This window comes from Neorhizobium lilium (assembly GCF_004053875.1).
Classification (GTDB): Bacteria; Pseudomonadota; Alphaproteobacteria; order Rhizobiales; family Rhizobiaceae; genus Neorhizobium; species Neorhizobium lilii.
Window position 1 is genome coordinate 69,766 of the sequence record NZ_SBIP01000003.1, and the last position, 22,685, is coordinate 92,450.

Sequence of the window (22,685 nt, forward strand, 5' to 3'; positions counted from 1 at the left end):
AGGTCCGGCGGCTTTCTCATGTCTGCTTGGGATTAGGTTGTCAGGTCCAGCCTGCCATGCGCCAGTAGAAATCATTGGCGCTGCCGTCGTCTTCTCCTTCGGCCTTAACGCCGGAGCCTCCGCGCTCCTCTTGTTTCTCGCGAGGCTGGCCCTTGTCCTGCTCATGCCCGTGGAAGCTCTGCTGGCCAGGTGGCGGCTCCTCGCCTTCCTCGTCCAACTTCGTCACTTCCTTGGTCTTGCGGCCTTCCCGGTTCTGCTTCTGCTCGGTCGCTGGCGGATAGGGGACGAAGGGCAGCGGAATGCCCTCCCGCGGCACGAGCATCGGCAGGACCATCGGGAGCGTGTCTGGAAAATCTGCCTTGGCGGATGCGACAGCCTTGGCCGGCACAATACTCGCGGTGTGGAAGGAGTCCAGGTCAGCCTCTTCCACGGCGTTTGGCGCCTGTCCGGCACCGATCGCCGCCTTGGCAAGATCGCCATGATGCGGAGCTACCGGAATGGGAGCGCTGGAGCGGTTGGCGATCAGGCTTGCGAGAAACGCATCCGACCCGTTACCCTCGGACCTGGGCAGACCTGACCCGGATGGTTTGGGCCAGGTCTCCGCTGAAAACACGTCGGCCAGCCACTGGGTAATTGCGAGCACCGCATTCTGGCCCAAACGGCGAGCCGGGCTGGCAATGTCTTGCGTTTGAAGGATGCTACGAGCTTCGCTTTTACGATCGGGGTTGATCTCGGGCGTCTGAGCGGCCAGAGGATCCCCCACCAAGAACTCGGCCGTAACTGGTGCAGAGAATGCGAGATTGGGCCTCGATCCAAGTGCGGTCGCTTCTGCATTGTCGGCGCGAGGAAGCTTCGCCAAGGCATCCGCTACGGCTATGGCCTCGGCTTTAATCTGATCGAATGCCGGTTCCGATAAATATGGGATTGGCGGTGCTTGAGGAAACACGGCCGGATCTGCCGCTGTTGGTGCGGCAGCGACTCCGCTGGAGCTGACCTGTACGTTTGTGAAGGTGAGAGCCTGAGCCGGATCCTGTCGCGGCGGAGCGAATGTCGGGGCGAGGTCAGGTGAAATCTTCTGTTCGTCGATGGCAGAGATCGCTGCAGTGTTTCCGGGCGCGGCGGTAGAGGGTGCCTGAGCAGGCACGGAAGCGGAGCTATCTTCTTGTTGCAGCACCACTGCGGCGGCAGCGAGGGTTATGTTCTGGGCTTTGATGGCGACGGTTTTTGCCGACGTGTCGTCTGACGCAACAGCAGACACGGAAGCAGAGCTGTCTTCTGCTTGTTGAACCGCCACCGGTGTCGCGCCGGGAGCGGGCAAAGCGGTTCTCGGTGAGAGGGGCTGAGATGCAGCAGAGGAGACGCCGGGGGCGACAGGCGAGGCGGCAGCAGCCCCAAGAAACGTCTTGGACAGAGAAGGTTCTGTGCCCTCGTTCTGCAGATAAGAGGTGACGGCGGCAGTTGCCGCAAGGTCTTTGCCCTGAAACGGCGCCAGCTGGAGCAAGGCGGTGAGTCGCGCCGTCTCCGGCCCCGCTGGGTTCTTCAGGATATCGGTAAGAAGGCGAAGGGTTACGCCGCGCACGAGTTGGTTCAACGATGTCTCAAGCAGCGCCTGCTGCGAGGGCGTCAGCGCCTGGACCGCTGCGACGATTCGTTTCGCATAGTCAGCCAGGCCTTCGTTTTCCGCCCGCGGCAGCTTCAGCAGGGCGCCGATCGTTTCGGCAAAGATGGAGAAACCCTGTGCAAGCTGAAGCTGGGCCGACAGCGACATGGCGCCGAGGCGGCCACCCGAGACGGGCAGGGCGGCGGCGTCCTGGTCATTGGCGGCTTCGATCGGAGAGACGCGAACCGTCGCAACCGGCTGCGCCGCCGGAACTGGTATATCGGTGATAACGCCTATGGCACTGACCGGGGGCAGCATGAGATGGGCTCCATCTGCTGTCTATGGCGAAAGCACTTCGGCAAAACGTTTTTGTCGCAACGAACGGCGTTGCGGTCGCGGCGATTCATGGCGCCTTCAAGCCGAGAACACCGTCAAGTATGAACAGGAATGGTTAAGCCGGAGCTAACGGCGCCTGCTGTCCTAGCTATGGGCGAAAATGTCGGTTTCCTGCCAGCCAAGCAGGTCAAGCTTGGCGCGGGTTGGCAGAAATTCGAAACAGGCCTGGGCGAGCTCCAGCCGGCGGTCGCGAAGAAGTCGCGCAGTCAGCTTGTCGCGCAGCGCATGCAAATGGAGCACGTCGGAGGCAGCATAGTCGAGCTGGGCCTGGGACAAGGTCTCGGCAGCCCAGTCCGACTGCTGCTGGGCCTTGGAGACATCCACGTCCAGAAGCTCCTTCAGGTTGTCCTTGAGACCATGCCTGTCCGTATAGGTGCGCGCCAGACGCGAGGCGATCTTGGTGCAGAAGACCGGGGTCGCCGTCATGCCGAACGTGTGGAACAGCACGGCGATGTCGAACCGCCCGTAGTGAAAGATCTTCTCTTGTGTCGGATCTGCCAGCAGCGCCACGAGGTTCGGCGCCTCTTTCTGGTCCTGGGCGATCCGGACCACGTCTGCCGTTCCGTCTCCAGGGGAAAGCTGAACAACACAGAGACGGTCGCGTCGAGGCACAAGGCCGAGCGTTTCCGTATCGACAGCGACACCGGCCGTGTACCGGGCTGCATCGGTAACGGAAATATCGCCTTCATGGTATCGGATCTCGGCCATGCTCACCCCTATCCTCTGCTGTTCCATGGCTATAGATCAGCTTGTGTCAGAAGCCTACCAGTTATGGGCATTCCGCTTGCGTCGGATCCTGTTGTACAGGGCTTGGAAGTGAGCAAATGCCCAGCCTTGCGTCAAACGCAATGCTGCATTGCAGCAGAGCCTCTTGGTCGGTCGGGAGCCTTCGCTTAAGTATGGCTCATCGAACGACGCACTCCTCCTCCCAGCGTCGTCGATACCGGGTCGACAACATCCTCCTCCTCCCAGTTGTCGATCAAGTTCAAAGCCTGGCGCATCCTCCTCCCGCGCCAGGCTTTTTGCTTTCTAAGTTCCTGATATTTCTGAACAGTCCAAGGACCGCGCCGCGTTACAGCCGGGCGGTCAAGGCCTGATGCCGTCCAGACCGCGCGTGGTTTGCTTCAACCAAGCGCCTTGATCGCAGCCATCACATCATCCTCGATTTTGATCCCGTGTTTCGCCGCTTCGGCGCGCAGACCGCGCCCTCTTCGGCCCGGAAGCCTCACGCCGTCCTGCCTGGCCATTTCATGTGCGAGATCAGCGAGACGACGAGCCGCTCCGGCTCCTGCCGCAGCCGACGGATCGATCGCGATGATGGCTTGTCCCAACGATGGCGGCGGGCCTTTCTCATCGAACAGGGAACTTGCCTGGTGGGAGAAATGCGCGCCCGTCAGTCCCGCTGCAAGCACTTCTACCATAAGCGCTAGTGCTGCACCTTTCGCACCGCCCGAAGGCGCCATCGTGCCCTTCATGGCCGCAACCGCATCGGTGGTCGGATTGCCGTCGACATCGAAGGCCCAATCATCGGGAATATCCGTGCCCTTCTGCGTCGCTTCCATCACCTTGCCGCGCGCCACCTTGGAGAGCGCGAGGTCGATGACCAAAGGATCGGCCCCTTCCAGCGGCGTGGCAAACGCAATGGGATTGGTGCCGAATAGCGGGACCTTGCCGCCCCAGGGTGCCATCGACGCCGGGGCATTGGCGAACATCATCGCCACCAATCCCTGTTCGGCGAAGCGTTCGACGGTCAGCGCCATGACGCCGGCATGATGGGAGCGGTGGATGGCGGCAAAAGCTATGCCCTGTTCACGAACCATCGCAGGAAGCTGTGCCACTGCAAGGTCGAGTGCAGGATAGGCGAAGCCATGTGCGGCATCCACTGCAAGTACGCCGGGACGGGTCCGCTCAGCCACCGCTGTCGCCTGCCCGTCCACCTTGCCGGTCCGCACCTGCTTCACATAGGCCGGCACGCGCCGGAGCCCATGGCCGGATTGTCCAGCAGCCTCCGCATGGACGAGCGCCAGGGCAACGGAGCGGGCAGTGGCAGGCAGAACGCCATTGGCTTCGAAAACGCGCTTCACGAGCGTTTCGGCTTCAAGAAGTGTCATGTGCATGAATGTATCCGGGGTGATCAAAGGCAGGAGAGTGAATGGATCACTCGCACCTTAGAGCCTGATCCAGATAACTTGCAACACCCGAGGGCGGAGCCGGAATGGGCGAGGCGCGCCGAACCGCCGAAACAATGTAGCCGTCGATCTCCGAATTTCCTGAGGACCGCGCCAGCGAAACATTGGTGATATTGCCGCTGCCATCGAAATTGAATCGGACGGCCGCCGTGCCGGTGCCGCCACCCGGGCATTTGCGGGCGTTGCGGGCGATCCGGGCTTCCACGCGCGACTTCCATTTGGCAGGCGTGACCGACTGCGAGAAAAAGCCGGTCGAGGTCTGGCTTGCGGCGGTGCGGTTGGATTGCGTGGTCTGGAGCGCCGCCTCCGTGCGCTCCTTTTGGACCTGCTCCTGCTGCTGCTTGGGGCGTTCCACCTTCTTGACCGGTTGCTTTTGCGGTTCCGGCTTCCTGGCTGCCTCCTGCGATTTTGCCGGCGCCGATGGCACGGGCCGCAGCATTGGCAGTGGCACTTCGACGTTATCGAGGGCAGCCGTCACCTGCTGCTCGATGGGATCGACGGGCTCCGGCGGCGGCTCGACTGGTTCAGGTGGAGGGATCGTCTGGGTTATGTCCGGCTCGGGGGGAGCAGGCTCCGGTGGCTGCTCGACAATGGGCTCGGGCGGAGCAGGTTCGGGAGCCTGCGCTGTTTCTGTCGGTGGCGGTTCCGGTTGGACCATGGGTTCTGCCTTGGCCTCCTCCACGGGTTCCGGCTGGGGTTCCTCGACAGGCTTGACCTCTTCGCTCTTCACCTCTTCGGTGTTCACCGTGTCCGGAGCGATCTGATCCTGCGTCGTATTGACGGCTTCCGGCTCAGGCGCCAACTCTATCATGATGGCCGCCGGCGGCGTATTGTCCGATGGCATGTCGACATCTTCGCGCATGAGGATGGCTGCAGCAGCCACATGCGCCGCAAGCACGATCGCGCCTGCCATGCTCCACAGCGCAACTTCGCGCACGCGCAGGCCGCCTCCGTCGTGGTGGGATATGGCGTGGCTGATCATGGTGCATCTCCCGCAGGCCTTTGCGCCGGTGCCGGTTGCGATGCCGGAGATTGTTGCGCCGGAGCTGGGGTAGCAGCTGCGGGAATGCTCTCCAATCCGACCAGGGCGATCTTCAGGTAGCCGGAATCCCGCAGCAGGTTCATGACCTCCATGAACTGTCCGTAGTCCACCGCCTTGTCTGCCCTGAGGAAGATCCGTGTGTCGCGGTTGCCCTGCGTCAGGCGGTCGAGGGAGACCGCGAAAGCTTCGCGCGCGACGGGATCATTGCCGATGTTGAGGCTGAGATCCTCCTTCACCGTCACATAGACAGGTTCCTGTGGACGCTCGGTAGGCTTTGCGGTGGATGCCGGCAAATCCACATTGACATCGACCGTCGCCAGAGGGGCAGCCACCATGAAGATGATCAGCAGCACCAGGATCACGTCGATGAAGGGCGTGACGTTGATCTCGTGGTTCTCGGCGAGCTCCTCACCGTGATGTTCGCGGATGCCGCCGGCCATGCTCAGCCTCCTGCCACCAGGGAAACCGATGCCTTGCGGCCGGGCGGAAGCTTGCGGAAATCGAGGTCGCGGCTGACGAGCCGTTCCACACCCGCAGCCGCATCTGCGAGAAGCTGGCGGTATCCGGTCACCGAGCGGGCAAAGACGTTGTAGATGACGACCGCCGGAATGGCGGCGACAAGACCGATGGCGGTGGCGAGCAGCGCCTCGGCAATGCCAGGCGCGACGACGGCAAGGTTGGTCGTATGGGCCTGGGAAATGCCGATGAACGAGTTCATGATCCCCCATACGGTGCCGAACAGTCCCACAAACGGCGCCGTCGAGCCGATCGTCGCCAATGCGCCCGTGCCGCGCGCCATGCGCCGGCCGGCATTGGCTTCGATGCGGGAGAGAACGGAGCCGACGCGTTCCTTGACGCCGTCGCCGCCTGCATGATCGAGCGCGGCTTCGGAGAGCGCCACCTCTTCGGAGGCGGCCCTCAGCATCAGCACGGCTGGGCCACCGCGATTGCCCGCGGCGTCCAATGCCTCCGGGAGGGTACGCGCTGTGCGGATGATCTTCAAAGCACGGTTGGCGCGGCTGCGCGCGCCGGCAAGCTCCAGCGTTTTTGCAAGCCATACGGTCCAGGTGATCAGAGAGGCGAATGCCAGCCCGCTCATCACAACCTTTACGACCCAGTCGGCCGCCATGAACATGCCCCAGGGCGAAAGATCGTGCGGCAGGTCAGAGCGCTGCTGTGGCGCAGGAGCCGAGCTGGAGGGCGCGGCTGCAGGCTGCTCCACTGGTGCTGCGGCCGAGGGAACCATAGTCGGCGCAGGCGGCGATACGTCGAGCGGCGCTGAGGATGCCGCTGGTGGCAGGGATTGGGCCGGAACAAGCTGTTCGGGCGCTGCAATCGGTGGAGCCGGCGGAGGGGCGTCTGGAGCCGGTGCCTGTCCAAAGGCGCCAAATGCCGCAAGAGCCACTGCCGCAAACAAGACCGGAGCGACAGCATATCCTGCACGGATCGGTCTCGCGGCAAGAGTGTAAGGCTTCGAATGAGCTGGCATGCGCGTACTCCGGACTGTTCGACTGGCGCGGCAAGGTTCGCCTTGCGGATGCGGCAGCCGCTGCCGGTCGCAATTGCTGCTACCGGATAATAAACATGACTGGAATTGGCAACTAATAAATCTTGAGTACCGTATCAAATTCAGCCGGTGAGTGATCAGCGGGCAAGCCAGCCGCCATCGACCGGCAGAACGACGCCGTGGACATAGTCCGAGGCGGGTGACGCGAGAAAGACCGCGGCTCCGCCCAGTTCATCCGGGTTGCCCCAATGTCCTGCCGGGATACGCGCCAGAATGGCGGCATTGCGATCCGGATCGACCATCAGTGCTTCTGTGTTGTTGGTGGCGAAATAGCCGGGCGCGATCGCGTTGACGTTGATCCCTTTGGAAGCCCATTCGAAGGCAAGCTGACGGGTTAGTCCGGCCAGTCCGCTCTTGGACGCCGTGTAGGAGGGAACCCGAATTCCGCCCTGGAAGGAGAGAAGCGAGGCGATGTTGATGATCTTGCCGCGCCTGCCATCGGCAATGAGGTGCCGCGCAAAAGCTTGGGCGAGGAAGAAGACGGTCTTCAGATTGACGTCCATCACCGCATCCCAATCGTCTTCCGTAAAGTCGATGGCGTCTGCCCGGCGGATGATGCCGGCGTTGTTGACGAGGATATCGGCCCGTCCGCTCCAACCCAGCGTTTCCTCCAGTATCCGCGGGATCGGCTCCAGCGTCGAGAGGTCAGCCTCGATCGCCAACGTACGTCCACCAGCGGCACTCACCGCCGCTTCAGTCTCTGCCATCGAGGAACGCCCGACCAGCGCGACGTCCGCACCGGCGTCAGCCAGTGCGACGGCAATCGCCTGGCCGAGCCCCGTATTGGTGCCGGTGACGATTGCAGTCTTGCCGGTCAGGTTGAAAGAAACAGGCATGCCGATCCTCAAAAAGAAAGCCGCCGGGACTGTCGTCTCGGCGGCTTTGGATTCCAACCCGTGATGAGCCTTACAGCGTCCGGGTGATGTGCTCCACGCGGAAGCACTCGATGACGTCGCCGGCGCGGATGTCTTCGTAGTTCTCGAAGGCCATGCCACATTCCTGGCCCATCGGCACTTCGGCGACTTCGTCCTTGAAGCGCTTGAGCGTCTTGAGCTTGCCTTCGTGGATGACGACGTTGTCGCGCACCAGTCGAACACCTGCACCACGTTCCACCTTGCCGTCGGTAACGCGGCAACCCGCGACCTTGCCGGTCTTGGTGATGTTGAACACCTCCAGGATTTCAGCATTGCCGAGGAAGGTTTCGCGACGCTCCGGCGAAAGCAGACCCGACATTGCTGCCTTCACGTCATCCACCAGATCGTAGATGATGTTGTAGTAGCGGATCTCGATGCCGGCCCGTTCGGCGGCCTGGCGTGCCTGCACATTGGCGCGGACGTTGAAGCCGATGATCGCCGCATCGGAGGACTCGGCAAGCGAGATATCCGACTCGGTGATGCCGCCGGCGCCCGAATGAACAATGCGGGCGCGCACTTCGTCCGTACCGAGCTTGTCGAGCGCGCCGATAATGGCTTCGATAGAACCCTGCACGTCGCCCTTGATGAGCAACGGGAATTCCTTGTAGCCGGTGTTCTGCAGCTTGCTCATCATCTGTTCCAGCGAGCCGCGCTGGCCGGACTGACGTGCCGCCGCCTTGTCGCGGGCAAGCCGCTGGCGATACTCGGAAATCTCGCGGGCGCGGCTTTCGCTTTCGACCACGGCGAACCGGTCTCCGGCGGAAGGCGTCCCGGAAAGTCCGAGCACTTCGACCGGCATGGCCGGACCGGCTTCCTTCACATGATCGCCCTTGTCGGTGACGAGCGCACGAACGCGGCCCCACTGATCGCCGGCAACGATGATCTGGCCCGGCTTCAATGTGCCCTTCTGGACGAGAACCGTTGCCACGGAACCGCGCCCGCGATCGAGCTGCGCTTCGATGACCACACCCTCGGCCGTACGGCTCGGGTCTGCCTTCAGGTCGAGAACTTCGGCCTGCAACAGGATGGCATCCAGGAGCTTGTCCAGGTTCAGCTTGTTCTTGGCCGAAACTTCGACGTCCAGCACTTCACCGCCCAAGGATTCCACGAAGACTTCGTGCTGCAGCAACTGCTGACGCACCTTGTCCGGGTTTGCCTCATGCTTGTCGATCTTGTTGATCGCCACGATGATCGGAACGCCGGCAGCCTTGGCGTGACTGATGGACTCGATCGTCTGCGGCATGACGCTGTCGTCGGCCGCAACGACCAGAACCGCGATGTCGGTCGCCTGGGCGCCACGGGCACGCATGGCAGTAAAGGCGGCGTGGCCCGGCGTATCGATGAAGGTGATCTTCTGGCCGTGCTGTTCCACCTGGTAGGCGCCGATATGCTGGGTGATGCCACCGGCTTCACCTGAAACGACGCTGGTCTGGCGAATGGCATCGAGCAGTGAGGTCTTGCCGTGATCGACATGGCCCATGATCGTGACGACAGCTGGACGCGGCAGCATTTCGCCCGCGACGTCGGCAACGTTAAAGATACCTTCTTCGATGTCCGATTCCGAGACGCGCTTGACCGTATGGCCGAATTCGCCGGCAATGATTTCCGCAAGGTCGGCGTCGATGACGTCGCCCGGCTTCATCATCTGGCCTTCCTTCATCAGGTACTTGATGACGTCAACGGCACGTTCGGACATGCGCTGCGACAGTTCCTGGATGGTAATGGTTTCCGGAAGGATGACTTCGCGGATGACCTTTTCGCGCGGCTCCTGCATCTGGCTGCGGCGGAATTTCTCCTGCCGGCGACGCATTGAAGCGAGCGAACGGCCACGCGCCGCGTCTTCTCCGTCCACATTGGCGGTGGTCACGGTCAGCTTGCCGCGGCGACGCTCTTCCTCTGTCTTCGGACGAGCGGGAGCCTTGGCTGGTACGGGCACCGGTGTGCGGCCGCGGCCGGGGACAACGCGCGGCGGGCCGCGATCGTCGTCTTCCTCGCCGCCGGTCTTGCGGCGTCCAAGCACAGGCGCTGCCGGGGCGGCGCCTGGTGCCGCGGGCCGCGGAGCCGACGGGCGGCCATCCGAAGCGGGGCGTGCAGCGGTGCCGGCAGCCCGTTCCGGCTGCTGTTCTACGACAGCGGCAGGGGCGGGTGCCTCGACCGGTGCCGGTTCTGGAGCGGGCTCGGCAGCACGGCGAATGGCCTCTGCGGCCTCTTCAGCCTTGCGAACAACCTCTTCGGCCTGACGGCGGACTTCGTCCTCGGCGCGGCGCTTTGCGTCTTCCGCATCACGCGCCTGAGCCTCGACCAGGGCGCGGCGACGGGCTTCCATCTCTCCGGCCGACAGGTCGTGCAGCACGTTCGGGCGCTGCTGCTGGCGCGGCGGCGAAGAAGACTGCGGACGCTGCGGCGAAGATGGCTGCTGGCGTGACTGGTTGTTGTTATTGTTGTAGCCACCCGGGCGCTGGCCCTGCGGAGCCGGCTGGTGCGCGCGGGGAGCGGGGCTGGCGGCCTGAGGGCGCGGAGGCTGCTGTGGCGCGGCGGCGGCGGGTGCCGGTGCGGCGGCTTCCACTGGCTTTGGTGCCGGAGCTGCGGGGGCCGTGTATGCGGGCTTTTCGTCCAGCGGCCGCGGAACGCGGCGCTTTACGGTTTCGACGACGACCGCTTTCGTGCGGCCGCGACCCATATCCTGGCGCACCGTTCCCTGGCTCATCCCTGACGGCTTCAGGGTCAGGGTCTTCTTTACACCCAGCGTCTTATCGTCTTTGTTGTCGGTCATTCCGTTCCTGTTCCTTCGGACGGGAACGAATGGCGACCATCAGAACCCGTCAATAAATAGACATTAATCCGGTACGGCGGCCGGCTGTTGCCGGTGACCGCATCATTGTTCTGGCCGGCCAGCGCCGCTCCGTGCTCCGGATTGACCGCTATAGCGGTACTTTTCGAGCATTGTTGCGCGCTTCACTACACCCTCACCCGCCTGCCCTGCAAGCGCGCAGGCATGGATAAAAGCATTCTGGCCCATCACTTCGTCCAATTCCGCCGTTGTCAGCAGCGAAAAGGATGGAATGTCTTCATCGGCTCCATTTCCGAACTTCCAGGCCTTGCGGGCCTGATCCAGTTTCCTCACTCCATCGGCTGCCGCGTCCGCTGCGTGGAACACCGCAAGCGCGGCTCCTGAACGAATTGCGGCATCCACTTTCGTTGCGCCGGTGATGAATTGCCCGGCCTTGCGGGCCATGTTCATCATCCCGGTCAGATCGGCGACCAGCAGCCTTTCGACTGTCTGGCCAAGATCGGCATCGGCCTTCACATCGGCCTTGAGGGCGCGAGCGAAGATCTTCTTGGCAACAGCCCGCTCGACCAGTGGCCGCTCGGCCTTCACCCAGCATCCCCGTCCCGGCAGCTGCCGCTTCAGGTCCGGCACGATGCGCCCATCGGGCGCCGCCACGAAGCGGATCAGTGCCTCAGGCGACGTCGTTTCGCGGGTAACGATGCAGGTCCGGTCGTTCACGACTATCTCCTGCTCATCGTCATCATCCAGCTGGTTTGCCAGCGGGATCATTCCTGTTCTACGGCGTCCGCCTCCTCCTCGACGACGACGTCCTGCTGGTTGGCGAGATCCTCTTCGGTGATCCAGCCGACGGACAGGCGAGCCTGCACGATCATGTTTTCGGCTTCGGTGCGGGACACGTCGAACTTGGAGAACAGGCCTTCGAACTTCTTCGTCTCGCCATTCTTGCGTTCGGTCCAGCCGACGAGGTCGTCGGCGGCGCAGCCGGCAAAGTCCTCGATGGTCTTGATGCCGTCCTCGCCGAGCGCCACCAGCATCTGGCTGGTCAGGCCTTCGATCTGGCGCAGCTCGTCCTGGACGCCGAGTTCCTTGCGCTTGGCATCCATTTCGCCTTCGATCCGCTCCAGATATTCCTTGGCGCGCATCTGGATTTCGCCGGCCGTGTCCTCGTCGAACCCGTCGATGGATGAAATTTCGTCGAGATCGACATAGGCAAGCTCTTCGACGGCAGCAAAGCCTTCGGACGCCAGAACCTGGCCGACCATTTCGTCCACGTCCAGCGCATCCATGAACAGGTTGGTGCGCTCGTTGAATTCCTTCTGGCGGCGCTCCGATTCTTCGGCCTCGGTCATGATGTCGATGTCCCAGCCGGTGAGCTGGGAGGCCAGACGCACGTTCTGGCCGCGACGGCCGATGGCGAGCGAAAGCTGCTCGTCCGGAACCACGACCTCGATGCGCTCGGCGTCCTCGTCCAGAACGACCTTGGAGACTTCGGCAGGCTGCAGGGCGTTGACGATGAAGTTCGCCGGCTCAGCCGACCACGGAATGATGTCGATCTTCTCGCCCTGGAGTTCACCGACCACGGCCTGAACGCGGGAACCGCGCATACCGACGCAGGCGCCGACCGGATCGATGGATGAATCGTTGGAAACGACGGCGATCTTGGCGCGCGAACCCGGATCGCGGGCAACCGACTTGATCTGAATGATGCCGTCGTAGATTTCCGGCACTTCCATGGTGAACAGCTTCACCATGAACTGCGGATGCGTACGCGACAGGAAGATCTGCGGGCCGCGCTGTTCACGGCGCACGTCGTAGACATAGGCGCGGACGCGGTCGCCGTAGCGCATGTTTTCGCGCGGGATCATTTCGTCGCGGCGGATAATGCCTTCGCCGCGGCCGAGATCGACGATGACGTTGCCGTATTCGACGCGCTTGACGGTGCCGTTGACGATTTCGCCGACGCGGTCCTTGAACTCGTCGAACTGGCGGTCACGCTCGGCTTCGCGAACCTTCTGGACGATCACCTGCTTGGCGGACTGGGCAGCGATACGGCCGAAATCCATCGGCGGCAGCGGATCGGCGATGAAGTCGCCGATCTTGGCGTCCACATTGCGGTCGCGCGCCAGCGCCAAGGGGATCTGCGTACCGTAGTCTTCGGCATGCTCGACCACTTCGAGAAGCCGCTGCAGCCGGATTTCGCCGGTCTTGGAGTTGATGTCGGCGCGGATATTGGTTTCCGAGCCGTAGCGCGAGCGGGCAGCCTTCTGGATGGCATCGGCCATCGCAGCCAGCACGATCTCGCGGTCGATGACCTTTTCGCGGGCCACTGCATCCGCAATCTGCAGAAGTTCCAGCCGGTTTGCGCTTACTGCCATTGTCGTTGGTCTCCGTCGTCGGGATACATTTCCGGCACTTCGTGGGCGAAGGCCGTGATCGTTCTGTTATTCGTCGTCTTCTTCGCCGTTCTGGTTCGCTGCCTGCTGCTTGGCCAGCTTGTCGGCTCTCAGCGCATCGCGGATCAGGTCGTCGGTCAGAATAAGCTTTGCTTCGGCAAGCGCCGAAAACGGTATCGTCACCCGCGGCGCCTCGCCATAGGCAACCTGATCCCGCTCGATCGTGAAGCCATCGGCATCCGCTTCAGCGATCTTGCCGCGGAACCGCTTGCGATTGTCGATCATGATCGACGTCTCGAACTTCACGATATGGCCCGTCCAGCGGGTGAAATCGGACTTGCGCACCATCGGGCGGTCGATGCCGGGCGAGGACACTTCCAGATGATACGCCTTATCGATGGGATCTTCCACATCGAGAACGGGGGAAATCGCGGTCGATACGGCTTCGCAGCCCTCGACATCCATCGTGCCGTCGGCGCGCTCGGCCATGATCTGCAGCGTCGCGCCGTTCTGGTTCAGCATGCGGACGCGCACCAGCAGGAAATCCATGGAAGCCAGCACGGGCTCGATGATTTCTGCAACTCTGAGATCGAGCCCGGTTTCGACGATGAGCCTCGGCTCATGTTCCGTTTGCGGCATTTTTTCTCCGGCAATCATTGCAGGACCTGGCATTGCCAGATCCGGGTGGAGCGATCGGCCAACAAAAAAGAGCGGGTCCGGTCGGGCCCACTCTTCATCGGACGATCAAGAATATGGCCTGCATATACGCGGTCATGCCAGCAAATGCAAGGCTTTCGCTTTTGGCGGTGCCTGGTGCTGGAAATTGACACGTGGCGGTCTATAAACTTGGAATAGCATAGCAGCCGAAGGAATGCACCGTGGCAGATCGGATACCAACCCTCGCTCCTTTCAGGGAAGAGACATTCCGGACGATCTGGATCGCCAGCATTGCTTCGAACTTCGGCGGCCTCATCCAGGCAGTCGGTGCCGCATGGATGATGACGGCAATATCGAACTCGGAAAACATGGTGGCGCTGGTGCAGGCCTCCACGGCACTGCCGATCATGATGTTCTCGCTGGTCGCCGGCGCGCTGGCGGACAATTTCAACCGTCGCAGCATCATGCTGACGGCGCAGGTCTTCATGCTCGTCGTTTCGGTGCTGCTGACCATATTTGCCTATCTCGGCCTGCTCACGCCCTGGCTTTTGCTGGCCTTTACCTTTCTGCTTGGTTGCGGCACCGCGCTCAACAATCCATCCTGGCAGGCCTCGGTGGGCGATCTGGTGCCCCGGGCGCTTCTGCCGGCCGCCGTCACCTTGAACAGCGTCGGCTTCAACATCACCCGCAGCGTCGGACCTGCGATCGGCGGTGCGATCGTCGCAGCACTCGGCGCCGCTGCCGCTTTCGCCACCAATGCAGTCAGCTATTTCCCGTTGCTCTGGGCGCTATTCCGCTGGCAGCCGGACGTCGCCGTCAGCACGCTGCCGCGTGAAACCCTGGGGCGTGCGCTCTCCGCCGGTTTTGGCTATGTCGCCATGTCGCCTAAGCTTGTCAGCGTCCTGTTCCGGTCGGCACTGTTCGGGATTGCGGCAAGTGCCATTCTCGCGCTTCTGCCGCTCGTTGCACGTGATCTGGTGGCGGGCGGACCCTTTACTTATGGCCTGATGCTGGGTGCCTTCGGCGTCGGGGCCATCTGCGGCGCGCTGCTCAATGCGCGCATGCGCGAACTCTTCTCCAGCGAGATGATCGTGCGCTTGTCCTTCACCGGCTTTGCCTTGAGCGCCGTCGTCGCCTCGCTAAGCTCCAGCACCTGGCTCACCTGCGCAGTGCTTCTGGTTCCTGGCGCCTGCTGGGTGCTGGCCCTGTCCCTCTTCAACACGACGGTGCAGCTTTCGACGCCGCGCTGGGTCGTCGGCCGAGCGCTGTCATTCTACCAGACGGCCGCCTTCGGCGGTATTGCGGCCGGAAGCTGGCTCTGGGGCTCGCTTGCGGAAGACTACGGCGTCGCCACATCGCTCATGTTGGCAAGCCTCGCCATGGTTCTGGGCTCGCTGGTAGGCCTGAAATTTTCGCTCCCCTCCCTGGAGACGCTCAATCTCGATCCCGTAGGCACGTTCCGCGAACCGTCGCTGCGGCTGGATCTGCAGCCGCGCAGCGGCCCGATCGTGCTCCTGATCGACTATACCATTCGCGAAGAGAACGTTTCGGAGTTCCTGAGCCTGATGTCGGAGCGGCGGCGGATCCGCATCCGCGACGGTGCGCGCCAATGGTCGCTGATGCGGGATCTGGAAAATCCGGATGTCTGGACGGAAACCTATCATACCGCCACCTGGGCCGATTATGTCCGCCACAACCAGCGGCGAACCCAGGCCGATTCAGAAACGTGGCAGCGGATACGCGAACTTCACGAAGGACCGGAAGGCCCGCGGGTGCATCGCATGATCGAACGCCAGGCGATCCCGCCGCGCGACGACATTTTCCACAAGACCGCCCTCGATATCCACCACTGAGGTGAAAAGGCCGGTCTTTACCGGATCTTTCCCTTCAGCGATGCGTCCGGATAGCAGGTCGGCGCCATGCCATTCTTGGTCTGCCAGTCGCCCAGCGAACGCCGGGTCTTATATCCCGGCAATCCATCCACGTTGCCGACATCATAGCCCTTGGCGACAAGGGCCTTCTGCATGGCGAGCACATCCGAGCGCAGCATCTTGCCCACATCTCTCCATGGCTGCTCGAACGGCCCTGCGCCATGCGCGATGCGATCGGCGAGATTGCCGATGAACAGCGCATAGAGGTCGGAATTGTTATATTCCTTGAGCACGTAGAAGTTCGGCGTCACGAGAAATTCCGGCCCGTTGCGGCCGGCCGGCACCAGCATCATCCCATTCGCCTTGAGATCGGAATTGGGAAAGGCCTTGCTCGATACACGGGTGATGCCCGATCCGGCCCAGGACGAGATTGGCTTGGCGAGATCCGGTCCTTCCTGCGCGCAGGTAACATAGACGGGGATATTGACCTCGAATCCCCAGTCGCGCCCGCGCTGCCAACCCTTTTCCTGCAAGTAATGGGCGATGGAGGCGAGCGCGTCCGGCACCGAATTCCAGATGTCCGGATGGCCGTCCTTGTCGAAGTCCACCGCATATTTCAGGTAGCTCGACGGCATGAACTGTGGCTGTCCCAGAGCGCCGGCCCACGATCCCTTCATGATCGAGGGCGAGACGTCGCCGCGTTCCACCATGGTGAGCGCATCGATCAGCTCGTCCCGGAACATGTCCTTGCGGGTCGACATGAAGGCCTTTGTTGCAAGCACCTGGATCGCCGAGTAAGGGAGCTTGGCCTTGCCGAAGCCCGATTCCCGGCCCCAGATCGCCACCACGATCTCGCCGGGAACGCCATAGGCGGCTTCGATCTGCTTCAGCGTGGAGGCATAGGTTGTGGCCAGCCCCTTGCCGGTGGTGGCCAGCATCTGCAGTCGCTTTTCGGAGAAGTAGGCGCCCGGCGAGGAGAACTCGGCCTGGGTCTGGTCTTGCTCCTTGGGTGGCGTCGTGCCTGGCGGCACAAGATCCGGCAGGTCCCAGTTGAGCGTAATCCCCTCGAAGGCCGCCTTCAGCGTCGCTTCGGAAATGCCGGCTTTCTTTGCCTGCGGACTGAGATCGCTAGCGATCCATCGCTGGAACTGCTTTTCCACGTCCGGCTTGTTCTGGGCGAAGGCGGGAAGGGGAAGAAGCATGCCGGCGGTCGCGATTGCCAGAAGCAAGCGGCGGAGACGACCGGCGGGCCGGAGGAGATCAAGCTTGCTCATGAATGTCCTTTGGGTTCAAATTACCGTTCTTGCGCGAAGGGCCGCCGTCAGCGTGCCCTCATCAAGATAGTCGAGTTCGCCGCCCACGGGGACGCCATGGGCAAGCCGGGTGATCCTGACGTCGATCCCGGCTAACTGGTCGGTGATGTAGTGGGCGGTGGTCTGGCCCTCGACCGTCGCATTGACCGCGATGATGATCTCGCGGATCACCCCTTCGCCGACCCGATCGATCAGGCCGCGGATGTTGAGATCGTCCGGCCCCACGCCGTCGAGCGGCGACAGCGTGCCGCCGAGCACGTGATAGGCGGCGTTCATCGCGCCTGCACGTTCCAGAGCCCAGAGATCCGATACGTCTTCCACCACGATTAGCATGGTCTGGTCGCGCCGGATATCGGTGCAGACGATGCAGGGATCGGAGGTATCGACATTGCCGCAGCGCGAACAGATCTTCACCTTGTCATAGGCATCGCCCATGGCATGGGAGAGAGGACCGAGAAGCTGCTCCTTCTTCTTGATCAGATGCAGCGCAGCCCGGCGCGCCGAGCGAGGTCCGAGGCCCGGCACCTTCGCCAGAAGCTGGATCAGTTTTTCGATTTCGGGACCGGTGACTCGCTTTGCCATGCCTGCTCTTAGCCCATATATTCATCAAACGGAAATGGCATGGAGCCGCCACATGAGACTTGCTGCCGTCTGTATCGGGCGCCCCGAAAAGCTGCCCGGCAAGAGCTACAAGACGGGCATCAACAAGGCCGGGATCGGCACGGCCGTGCTAGACAGGCTGGGTCTCGTCGGCGATGCCGTCTGCAACGCAAAGCATCACGGAGGCGAAGATCAGGCAATCCTGCTCGAAGGGTCGCTGACGCTCGACTGGTGGGCCGAACAGCTTGGCCGCCCGCTTACGCCCGGCACTTTCGGCGAAAACCTGGTCATAGAAGGCCTCGACAACCGGAATGTCGCGGTCGGCGACAGCTTTCATGTGGGACATGTCGTGCTGGAAGCAAGCTGTCCGCGCAGTCCCTGCAATACCCTCGCCGCAAAGATGGCCGATCCGAGCTTCGCCAGGACCTACACCCGTGCCGGTCGTCCGGGCATCTACTGCCGCGTCGTGGCCGAGGGTACGGTCTCCACCGGCGATCCGGTGCGCCACGAGATCTATTCCGGCGAGCGGATCATGATCCCGGACATGCTGGCGGCAATCGGCAGGAAGCTGCCCGAATCGGAAAAAGCCCGCTTCCTCGCCGCGCCGATCGGTAGCCGCTGGAGATCGACCTTCGGCGGCTAGAGAGTGTGTCCGATCAGAACGGCAACTTCATGCCGGGCGGGATCGGCAGGCCGGCAGTCAACTCCCGGGTCTTCTCGGCTGCGATGGTTTCGGCGCGTTCCTTGGCCGTCTTGTGGGCGGCGATGATCAGATCCTCGAGGATTTCCGCCTCGTCTTCCTTGAACAGCGACGGATCGATTTTCAGGCCAAGCAAATCGCCCTTGCCGCTCATGCGCACGGTCACGAGACCGCCGCCGGACGTGCCTTCGACTTCGAGAGCGGCGATATCCGCCTGCATCTGCTCCATCTTGGCCTGCATTTCCTTGACCTTGCCCATCATACCCATGATGTCGCGCATCGGATTATCCTCTTCTTTTATAGTTCGATATCGTCGCCAGGCAGGATGTCGCCCTCTTCGGATTCGGCGGCAGCGGCTGGAACCAGCTCTTCCGTCTCGATCTCCTCCTCCGCCGCACGGATGCGCACGTCGGTGATCCGCGACCCCGGAAACTGCGCCAGAATGGCCGCCACGTCAGGGTCCGCCCGCGCATCTGTGAAGCGGGCCTGCTTGGCCTGCTCTTCCGCCTGCACCAGGGTTGGCGCGCCGCGCTCGTTGGACAGCGTCACCCACCAGGTGATCCCGGTCCACTCGCGCAGCTTTGTGGTCAGGTCGTTGACGATGGTCTTCGGCGCGTCCGGCTCGAGATTGATTTCCAGCCGCCCCGGCTCGATCTTCACCAGGTGAACCGATGAACGGATACGCGCCCGCAGAACCGGTTCCCGGTTCTTGCCGCAGAGATCGCTGATATCCTCCATCGAGGCGACCGGCACGCGCGGTTCCGGCTGAGCCTCGGGAGCCGGTTGCGGCACTCGCTCCAGTATGGGTGCGGGCTGCTCCGGCGCGGGAACGGCGCGCAGCATGGCGGTCGGCCCGCCGGATGGCGCTCGGGCCGGGCCGGCTTCTATCCCGCGGGCATTAATTGGCGGCATGGAAGGCGCGCTCGAGCGGGGTCCGCCATTGCCGACGCTTCCGTTGGGAGCGGGGCGGGGCACCTCGCTGCCGGTCAGTTCCGCCACCCGCCGTGCCGCATCTTCCGGCGAAGGCAGATGCGCCGCATGGGCAAGCCGGATCAGCACCATTTCCGCCGCGCCGGCCGGGCGTGACGAGGCTTCCGCTTCGGGAATGCCCTTCAGCAGCATCTGCCACAGACGCGAAAGCGTGCTGACCGAGACGTCGTTTGCAAACTCCTGGCCGCGGACGCGTTCGACCTCGCTGAGCGAAGGATCGTTGGCGGACTCCGGAATGTATTTGAACCGCGTCACCAGATGGGTGAAATCGGCAAGGTCGGTGAGCACAACGACCGGATTGGCGCCGGCTTCGTACTGGCCGCCGAATTCCGAAAGGGCAGCCGCCACATCCCCGCGCACCACATGTTCGAAGAGATCGACGATACGCGCGCGGTCGGCAAGCCCGAGCATGCTGCGAACGGTTTCGCCGATCACCCGGCCGCCGCCATGGGCGATCGCCTGGTCGAGCAGGGAGAGGCCGTCGCGCGCCGAGCCTTCCGCGGCACGGGCTATCATGGCAAGCGCCTCCTGCTCGGCCGGGACGCCTTCCTTCTCAAGAATCGTGGTGAACAGACCGACCAGATCCGCGGCACTGATGCGGCGCAGGTCGAAACGCTGGCAGCGCGACAGAACGGTGATCGGCACCTTGCGGATTTCGGTGGTCGCGAAGATGAACTTTACGTGCTCCGGCGGCTCTTCCAGCGTCTTCAACAACCCGTTGAAGGCCTGCGTGGAGAGCATGTGCACTTCGTCGATGATGTAGACCTTGTAGCGCGCCGAGACAGGGCGGTAGCGCACCTGCTCGATGATCTCGCGGATGTCGTCGATGCCGGTATGGGAAGCGGCGTCCATCTCGATCACGTCGACATGCCGGCCTTCCATGATCGCCTGGCAGTGTTCGCCCAGCACCCGAAGGTCGATCGTCGGCTTGTCGATATCGGTGGTCTTGTAGTTGAGCGCGCGCGCAAGGATGCGGGCCGTGGTGGTCTTGCCGACGCCGCGCACGCCGGTCAGCATATAGGCCTGCGCGATGCGGCCGGTCTCGAAGGCGTTGGTGAGGGTGCGGACCATCGGCTCCTGGCCGACCATGAGGTCCGAAAAATCTTTGGGCCGATATTTGCGGGCGAGCACCCGGTAGCCGCTGCCGCTCGATGCGGGGGTCGGGTGATCGGTCGATGTGGCCCCGATATCGTTCAAGAAATCCTCACATCCGTAATGCACCGTCCAGTCACTTGACCGAAACGGAAATGACCGAGATGCCGATGAAGCAAGGGTGGGAGGCTGGCACGGCGACCCGTGCCTGGCTCGTTAGGGCTGCTTCCTTCCGGACCTGACCCGGTTGGCGAGTGGCTCGTCCACCACCAACCTCCCGCCGCACATATCGTCAATAACGCTTCCAAATGCAAGCCAAGCCTGTAAAAAACTACGGTCGAAGAAAACATCGGGAGGAAGAGCGTGAGCATATTCGAACTGGACGAGAGGCTGGCGCGGGATTCCGAGCTGGTTGCCGTGCTCGGCCTGTGTCAGCTCCGCCTTCTCAAGGATGGCCGCTGGCCCTGGCTGATGCTTGTGCCGCAACGCAACGGCATGACCGAGATCTTTGATCTGCAGCCGCTCGATCAGGCGCTTCTCACCTTCGAGACCAACATGGTTGCCTCCGCGCTGAAAAAAGTGACCGGCGCCACGAAAATCAATGTGGCCGCACTGGGCAATATCGTCCGCCAGCTCCACGTTCATATCGTTGCCCGCTTCGAAGGCGATTCCAACTGGCCTGGACCCATCTGGGGCTTCGGGCAGGCGGCACCCTATGAACAGGCGACCAAGCAAGAATTCATCACCCAATTGGTGGAAGCGCTTTCCTCATGACAGCAGACATTTTCCAAACCAACGCACCCCATCCGGAGCCGAGCCTCCTCACCGCCTTTGCCGGCAACAGGCTGGACCGCCAGGCGGAGTACCGCGCAGACGACTGCGTCGAAAAGGCGCTGGCAGCCGATGGAACGCATATCCTCGCTTTTACAGGACCGCGCCTCATCCTGAAGCATGACGGGCAGATCCTCGATCCGTTGTTTTCGCCTTATGAACTGGCGGAACTGCAGCCGGATTTCGATAACGCGGTGCTCCTTGGCTATAAGGAAAACGGCGAACCCCGGATTGCCGTGCCGGTGCTGATCGCGCCGGAAGAACTGGCGAGCCACTACAAGCCGACGGAAGCGCGTGCGCTGTTCCGTGACGCCCTGGTGGATGAGGAGCTGCAGGGCGAGGCGGCGCAGGCCGTGGGGCTTCTCAACTGGAATGCGGCCAACCGCTTCTGCGGCAAATGCGGCTCCACCACCGAGATGAAGATCGGCGGCTATAAGCGTGTTTGCACCCAGTGCCAGCACATGCTGTTTCCCCGCACCGACCCGGTCGTCATCATGCTGACGGTCGACGTGGAGAACGACCGCTGCCTTCTGGGCCGCAGCCATCACTTCCAGGAGGGCATGTATTCCTGCCTGGCCGGCTTCCTGGAGCCGGGTGAGACCATCGAAAATGCCGTGCGCCGCGAAACCTTCGAGGAAGCGGGCATCCGGGTCGGTCGCGTCCGCTACCATGCCTCGCAGCCCTGGCCCATGCCGCATTCGCTGATGATCGGCTGCTATTCCGAGGCGATTTCGGTAGACATTACCATCGATCCTCAGGAAATGCAGGATGTCCGCTGGTTCAGCCGCGCGGAGGCGTCCGCCATGCTCGACGCACCACCGGAAAGTCAGTATTTTGCACCGGTAAAAGGCGCGATTGCGCATCGCCTGCTGCGCGACTGGATCGAATGGAGCGATGAACGCCCGTAATCGAAGCACACGGCCGGACGGGTGCTCCGGCTCTCGGTTAAGGCCCGTTCCATATCCTGGAGGACGTCATGACTGTCGCGCGCGCCGAGCGCCTTCTGGCCCTTGTGCAGGTGCTGCGGCGCTATCGGCAGCCGGTGAGCGGGGCCGTCCTTGCAGCCGAAACAGGGGTCAGCCTGCGCACGCTCTACCGCGATATTGCAAGCCTGCAGGCGCAGGGGGCACCGATCGAAGGTGAGGCGGGGGTCGGCTATGTTCTGCGGCCGGGCTTCCTGCTGCCGCCGATGATGTTCACGCAAGACGAGATCGAGGCGCTGGTGCTGGGCTCGCGATGGGTGGCGACAGTCACCGACCCCAAGCTTGCGGCAAGTGCCGCCGATGCTCTGGCCAAGATCACGGCGGTTCTGCCGCCCGATCTGAGGGAGGACGTGGAAGCCTCCACGCTGCTCGTCGCCACGCCGCCCAGACAGGACGACAAGACGGATCTGGCTCTCATCCGCAAGGCGATCCGCTCCGAGCATCGTCTCGAACTGACCTATCAGGACGTCAATGGCACGCCCACCGAGCGGACCATCTGGCCCTTCGCGCTCGGCTTTTTCGAAAACGTGCGGGTCGTCGTCGGCTGGTGTGAACTGCGCCAGGGTTTTCGCCATTTCCGCACGGACCGGATGTTGACGGTGCGTTCTGCGGAAGTTCGCTATCCGCGACGCCGCCAGGCTCTGATGAAGGAGTGGCGGCAGTCGGAGGGACTTCCGCCACCCCTGTGACGCTGCTGCCAGGAATTGTCAGTAGGTGCGGCTAGGCTCACCCCAGCCGCAACACAGGAGCACCGGC

General features: G+C 62.8%; 20 protein-coding genes and 1 other RNA gene. 5 read left to right on the plus strand and 16 right to left on the minus strand.

Annotated features, from left to right (window positions below):
• Positions 1 to 40 precede the first annotated feature (40 nt).
• The 11 genes from EPK99_RS12845 to rimP form a co-directional block, all read right to left on the minus strand.
• The gene (locus tag EPK99_RS12845; RefSeq protein WP_128443489.1) at positions 41 to 1,918 is read right to left on the minus strand and encodes a hypothetical protein; all 1,878 of its coding nucleotides are present in this window, start codon (positions 1,916 to 1,918) and stop codon (positions 41 to 43) included.
• A gap of 162 nt (positions 1,919 to 2,080) precedes the next feature.
• The gene (locus tag EPK99_RS12850) at positions 2,081 to 2,704 is read right to left on the minus strand and encodes a ribonuclease D (protein ID WP_128443490.1); all 624 of its coding nucleotides are present in this window, start codon (positions 2,702 to 2,704) and stop codon (positions 2,081 to 2,083) included.
• A gap of 416 nt (positions 2,705 to 3,120) precedes the next feature.
• Positions 3,121 to 4,113, minus strand: a complete 993-nt coding sequence (locus EPK99_RS12855) for an Ldh family oxidoreductase (protein ID WP_128443491.1) — start codon at positions 4,111 to 4,113, stop codon at positions 3,121 to 3,123.
• A 40-nt stretch (positions 4,114 to 4,153) separates the two neighbouring features.
• Complete coding sequence (gene tolA, locus EPK99_RS12860) at positions 4,154 to 5,167, minus strand: cell envelope integrity protein TolA (RefSeq protein ID WP_128443492.1); 1,014 nt, start codon at positions 5,165 to 5,167, stop codon at positions 4,154 to 4,156.
• Positions 5,164 to 5,667 (minus strand): TonB system transport protein ExbD, encoded by a 504-nt coding sequence (gene exbD, locus EPK99_RS12865; RefSeq protein ID WP_128443493.1) that lies wholly within the window; start codon positions 5,665 to 5,667, stop codon positions 5,164 to 5,166. The genes tolA and exbD overlap by 4 nt, the downstream gene beginning before the upstream one ends.
• Positions 5,668 to 5,669: 2 nt before the next feature.
• Positions 5,670 to 6,716 (minus strand): tonB-system energizer ExbB, encoded by a 1,047-nt coding sequence (gene exbB / locus EPK99_RS12870; RefSeq protein WP_128443494.1) that lies wholly within the window; start codon positions 6,714 to 6,716, stop codon positions 5,670 to 5,672.
• Positions 6,717 to 6,871: 155 nt separating this feature from the next.
• Positions 6,872 to 7,630 (minus strand): 2-dehydro-3-deoxy-D-gluconate 5-dehydrogenase KduD, encoded by a 759-nt coding sequence (kduD, locus tag EPK99_RS12875; protein ID WP_128443495.1) that lies wholly within the window; start codon positions 7,628 to 7,630, stop codon positions 6,872 to 6,874.
• A gap of 70 nt (positions 7,631 to 7,700) precedes the next feature.
• Complete coding sequence (gene infB / locus EPK99_RS12880) at positions 7,701 to 10,481, minus strand: translation initiation factor IF-2 (protein ID WP_128443496.1); 2,781 nt, start codon at positions 10,479 to 10,481, stop codon at positions 7,701 to 7,703.
• A gap of 102 nt (positions 10,482 to 10,583) precedes the next feature.
• A complete protein-coding gene (locus EPK99_RS12885; RefSeq protein ID WP_128443497.1) occupies positions 10,584 to 11,267 on the minus strand; it encodes an RNA-binding protein in 684 nt (227 codons plus the stop codon).
• Positions 11,264 to 12,874 carry a transcription termination factor NusA gene (gene nusA, locus EPK99_RS12890; protein ID WP_128443498.1) on the minus strand — a complete coding sequence of 537 codons (1,611 nt, stop codon included), beginning with the start codon at positions 12,872 to 12,874 and terminating at the stop codon, positions 11,264 to 11,266. Before nusA ends, EPK99_RS12885 begins: the two co-directional genes overlap by 4 nt.
• Before the next feature lie 66 nt (positions 12,875 to 12,940).
• The gene (gene rimP / locus EPK99_RS12895; protein WP_128443499.1) at positions 12,941 to 13,531 is read right to left on the minus strand and encodes a ribosome maturation factor RimP; all 591 of its coding nucleotides are present in this window, start codon (positions 13,529 to 13,531) and stop codon (positions 12,941 to 12,943) included.
• 239 nt (positions 13,532 to 13,770) lie between these two features.
• Between rimP and EPK99_RS12900 the strand changes: the two genes are divergently transcribed.
• Positions 13,771 to 15,402 (plus strand): MFS transporter, encoded by a 1,632-nt coding sequence (locus tag EPK99_RS12900; protein WP_128443500.1) that lies wholly within the window; start codon positions 13,771 to 13,773, stop codon positions 15,400 to 15,402.
• Positions 15,403 to 15,419: 17 nt separating this feature from the next.
• On the opposite strand, the gene EPK99_RS12905 is transcribed toward EPK99_RS12900, so the two are convergent.
• Both EPK99_RS12905 and recR read right to left on the minus strand, forming a co-directional pair.
• The gene (locus EPK99_RS12905) at positions 15,420 to 16,622 is read right to left on the minus strand and encodes a lytic murein transglycosylase (RefSeq protein WP_245582452.1); all 1,203 of its coding nucleotides are present in this window, start codon (positions 16,620 to 16,622) and stop codon (positions 15,420 to 15,422) included.
• 87 nt (positions 16,623 to 16,709) lie between these two features.
• Positions 16,710 to 17,315: a recombination mediator RecR gene (gene recR, locus EPK99_RS12910; RefSeq protein WP_128443502.1), complete on the minus strand. Its 606-nt coding sequence runs from the start codon at positions 17,313 to 17,315 to the stop codon at positions 16,710 to 16,712.
• Positions 17,316 to 17,367: 52 nt separating this feature from the next.
• Between recR and EPK99_RS12915 the strand changes: the two genes are divergently transcribed.
• Positions 17,368 to 17,976, plus strand: a complete 609-nt coding sequence (locus tag EPK99_RS12915; RefSeq protein ID WP_128443503.1) for an MOSC domain-containing protein — start codon at positions 17,368 to 17,370, stop codon at positions 17,974 to 17,976.
• 13 nt (positions 17,977 to 17,989) lie between these two features.
• Here EPK99_RS12915 and EPK99_RS12920 read toward each other — a convergent pair whose 3' ends face one another.
• The 3 genes from EPK99_RS12920 to ffs form a co-directional block, all read right to left on the minus strand.
• On the minus strand, positions 17,990 to 18,313 hold the full coding sequence (locus EPK99_RS12920) for a YbaB/EbfC family nucleoid-associated protein (RefSeq protein ID WP_128443504.1): 324 nt from the start codon (positions 18,311 to 18,313) through the stop codon (positions 17,990 to 17,992).
• A gap of 17 nt (positions 18,314 to 18,330) precedes the next feature.
• Entirely contained in the window at positions 18,331 to 20,211 is a 1,881-nt protein-coding gene (locus EPK99_RS12925) for a DNA polymerase III subunit gamma/tau (protein ID WP_128444220.1), read from the minus strand.
• Between the two features lie 85 nt (positions 20,212 to 20,296).
• Positions 20,297 to 20,393: signal recognition particle sRNA small type (ffs, locus tag EPK99_RS12930), an RNA gene on the minus strand.
• An 85-nt stretch (positions 20,394 to 20,478) separates the two neighbouring features.
• Between ffs and EPK99_RS12935 the strand changes: the two genes are divergently transcribed.
• From EPK99_RS12935 to EPK99_RS12945, 3 genes are all read left to right on the plus strand, one after another.
• Complete coding sequence (locus EPK99_RS12935) at positions 20,479 to 20,889, plus strand: HIT family protein (protein ID WP_128443505.1); 411 nt, start codon at positions 20,479 to 20,481, stop codon at positions 20,887 to 20,889.
• A complete protein-coding gene (nudC, locus tag EPK99_RS12940; RefSeq protein WP_128443506.1) occupies positions 20,886 to 21,854 on the plus strand; it encodes an NAD(+) diphosphatase in 969 nt (322 codons plus the stop codon). The genes EPK99_RS12935 and nudC overlap by 4 nt, the downstream gene beginning before the upstream one ends.
• Positions 21,855 to 21,922: 68 nt before the next feature.
• Entirely contained in the window at positions 21,923 to 22,618 is a 696-nt protein-coding gene (locus tag EPK99_RS12945) for a helix-turn-helix transcriptional regulator (RefSeq protein ID WP_128443507.1), read from the plus strand.
• The last annotated feature ends 67 nt before the right edge of the window (positions 22,619 to 22,685 follow it).

What these genes read in the sequence shown, in the direction of transcription:
- kduD (WP_128443495.1), bottom strand. Translation starts at nt 7,630, where the DNA reads ATGCCTGTTTCTTTCAACCTGACCGGCAAGACTGCAATCGTCACCGGC.
- rimP (WP_128443499.1), bottom strand. Translation starts at nt 13,531, where the DNA reads ATGCCGCAAACGGAACATGAGCCGAGGCTCATCGTCGAAACCGGGCTC.
- EPK99_RS12855 (WP_128443491.1), bottom strand. Translation starts at nt 4,113, where the DNA reads ATGCACATGACACTTCTTGAAGCCGAAACGCTCGTGAAGCGCGTTTTC.
- EPK99_RS12885 (WP_128443497.1), bottom strand. Translation starts at nt 11,267, where the DNA reads ATGATCCCGCTGGCAAACCAGCTGGATGATGACGATGAGCAGGAGATA.
- EPK99_RS12850 (WP_128443490.1), bottom strand. Translation starts at nt 2,704, where the DNA reads ATGGCCGAGATCCGATACCATGAAGGCGATATTTCCGTTACCGATGCA.
- EPK99_RS12945 (WP_128443507.1), top strand. Translation starts at nt 21,923, where the DNA reads ATGACTGTCGCGCGCGCCGAGCGCCTTCTGGCCCTTGTGCAGGTGCTG.
- EPK99_RS12920 (WP_128443504.1), bottom strand. Translation starts at nt 18,313, where the DNA reads ATGCGCGACATCATGGGTATGATGGGCAAGGTCAAGGAAATGCAGGCC.
- infB (WP_128443496.1), bottom strand. Translation starts at nt 10,481, where the DNA reads ATGACCGACAACAAAGACGATAAGACGCTGGGTGTAAAGAAGACCCTG.
- nudC (WP_128443506.1), top strand. Translation starts at nt 20,886, where the DNA reads ATGACAGCAGACATTTTCCAAACCAACGCACCCCATCCGGAGCCGAGC.
- tolA (WP_128443492.1), bottom strand. Translation starts at nt 5,167, where the DNA reads ATGATCAGCCACGCCATATCCCACCACGACGGAGGCGGCCTGCGCGTG.
- exbD (WP_128443493.1), bottom strand. Translation starts at nt 5,667, where the DNA reads ATGGCCGGCGGCATCCGCGAACATCACGGTGAGGAGCTCGCCGAGAAC.
- EPK99_RS12845 (WP_128443489.1), bottom strand. Translation starts at nt 1,918, where the DNA reads ATGCTGCCCCCGGTCAGTGCCATAGGCGTTATCACCGATATACCAGTT.
- recR (WP_128443502.1), bottom strand. Translation starts at nt 17,315, where the DNA reads ATGGCAAAGCGAGTCACCGGTCCCGAAATCGAAAAACTGATCCAGCTT.
- nusA (WP_128443498.1), bottom strand. Translation starts at nt 12,874, where the DNA reads ATGGCAGTAAGCGCAAACCGGCTGGAACTTCTGCAGATTGCGGATGCA.
- EPK99_RS12915 (WP_128443503.1), top strand. Translation starts at nt 17,368, where the DNA reads ATGAGACTTGCTGCCGTCTGTATCGGGCGCCCCGAAAAGCTGCCCGGC.
- exbB (WP_128443494.1), bottom strand. Translation starts at nt 6,716, where the DNA reads ATGCCAGCTCATTCGAAGCCTTACACTCTTGCCGCGAGACCGATCCGT.
- EPK99_RS12905 (WP_245582452.1), bottom strand. Translation starts at nt 16,622, where the DNA reads ATGCTTCTTCCCCTTCCCGCCTTCGCCCAGAACAAGCCGGACGTGGAA.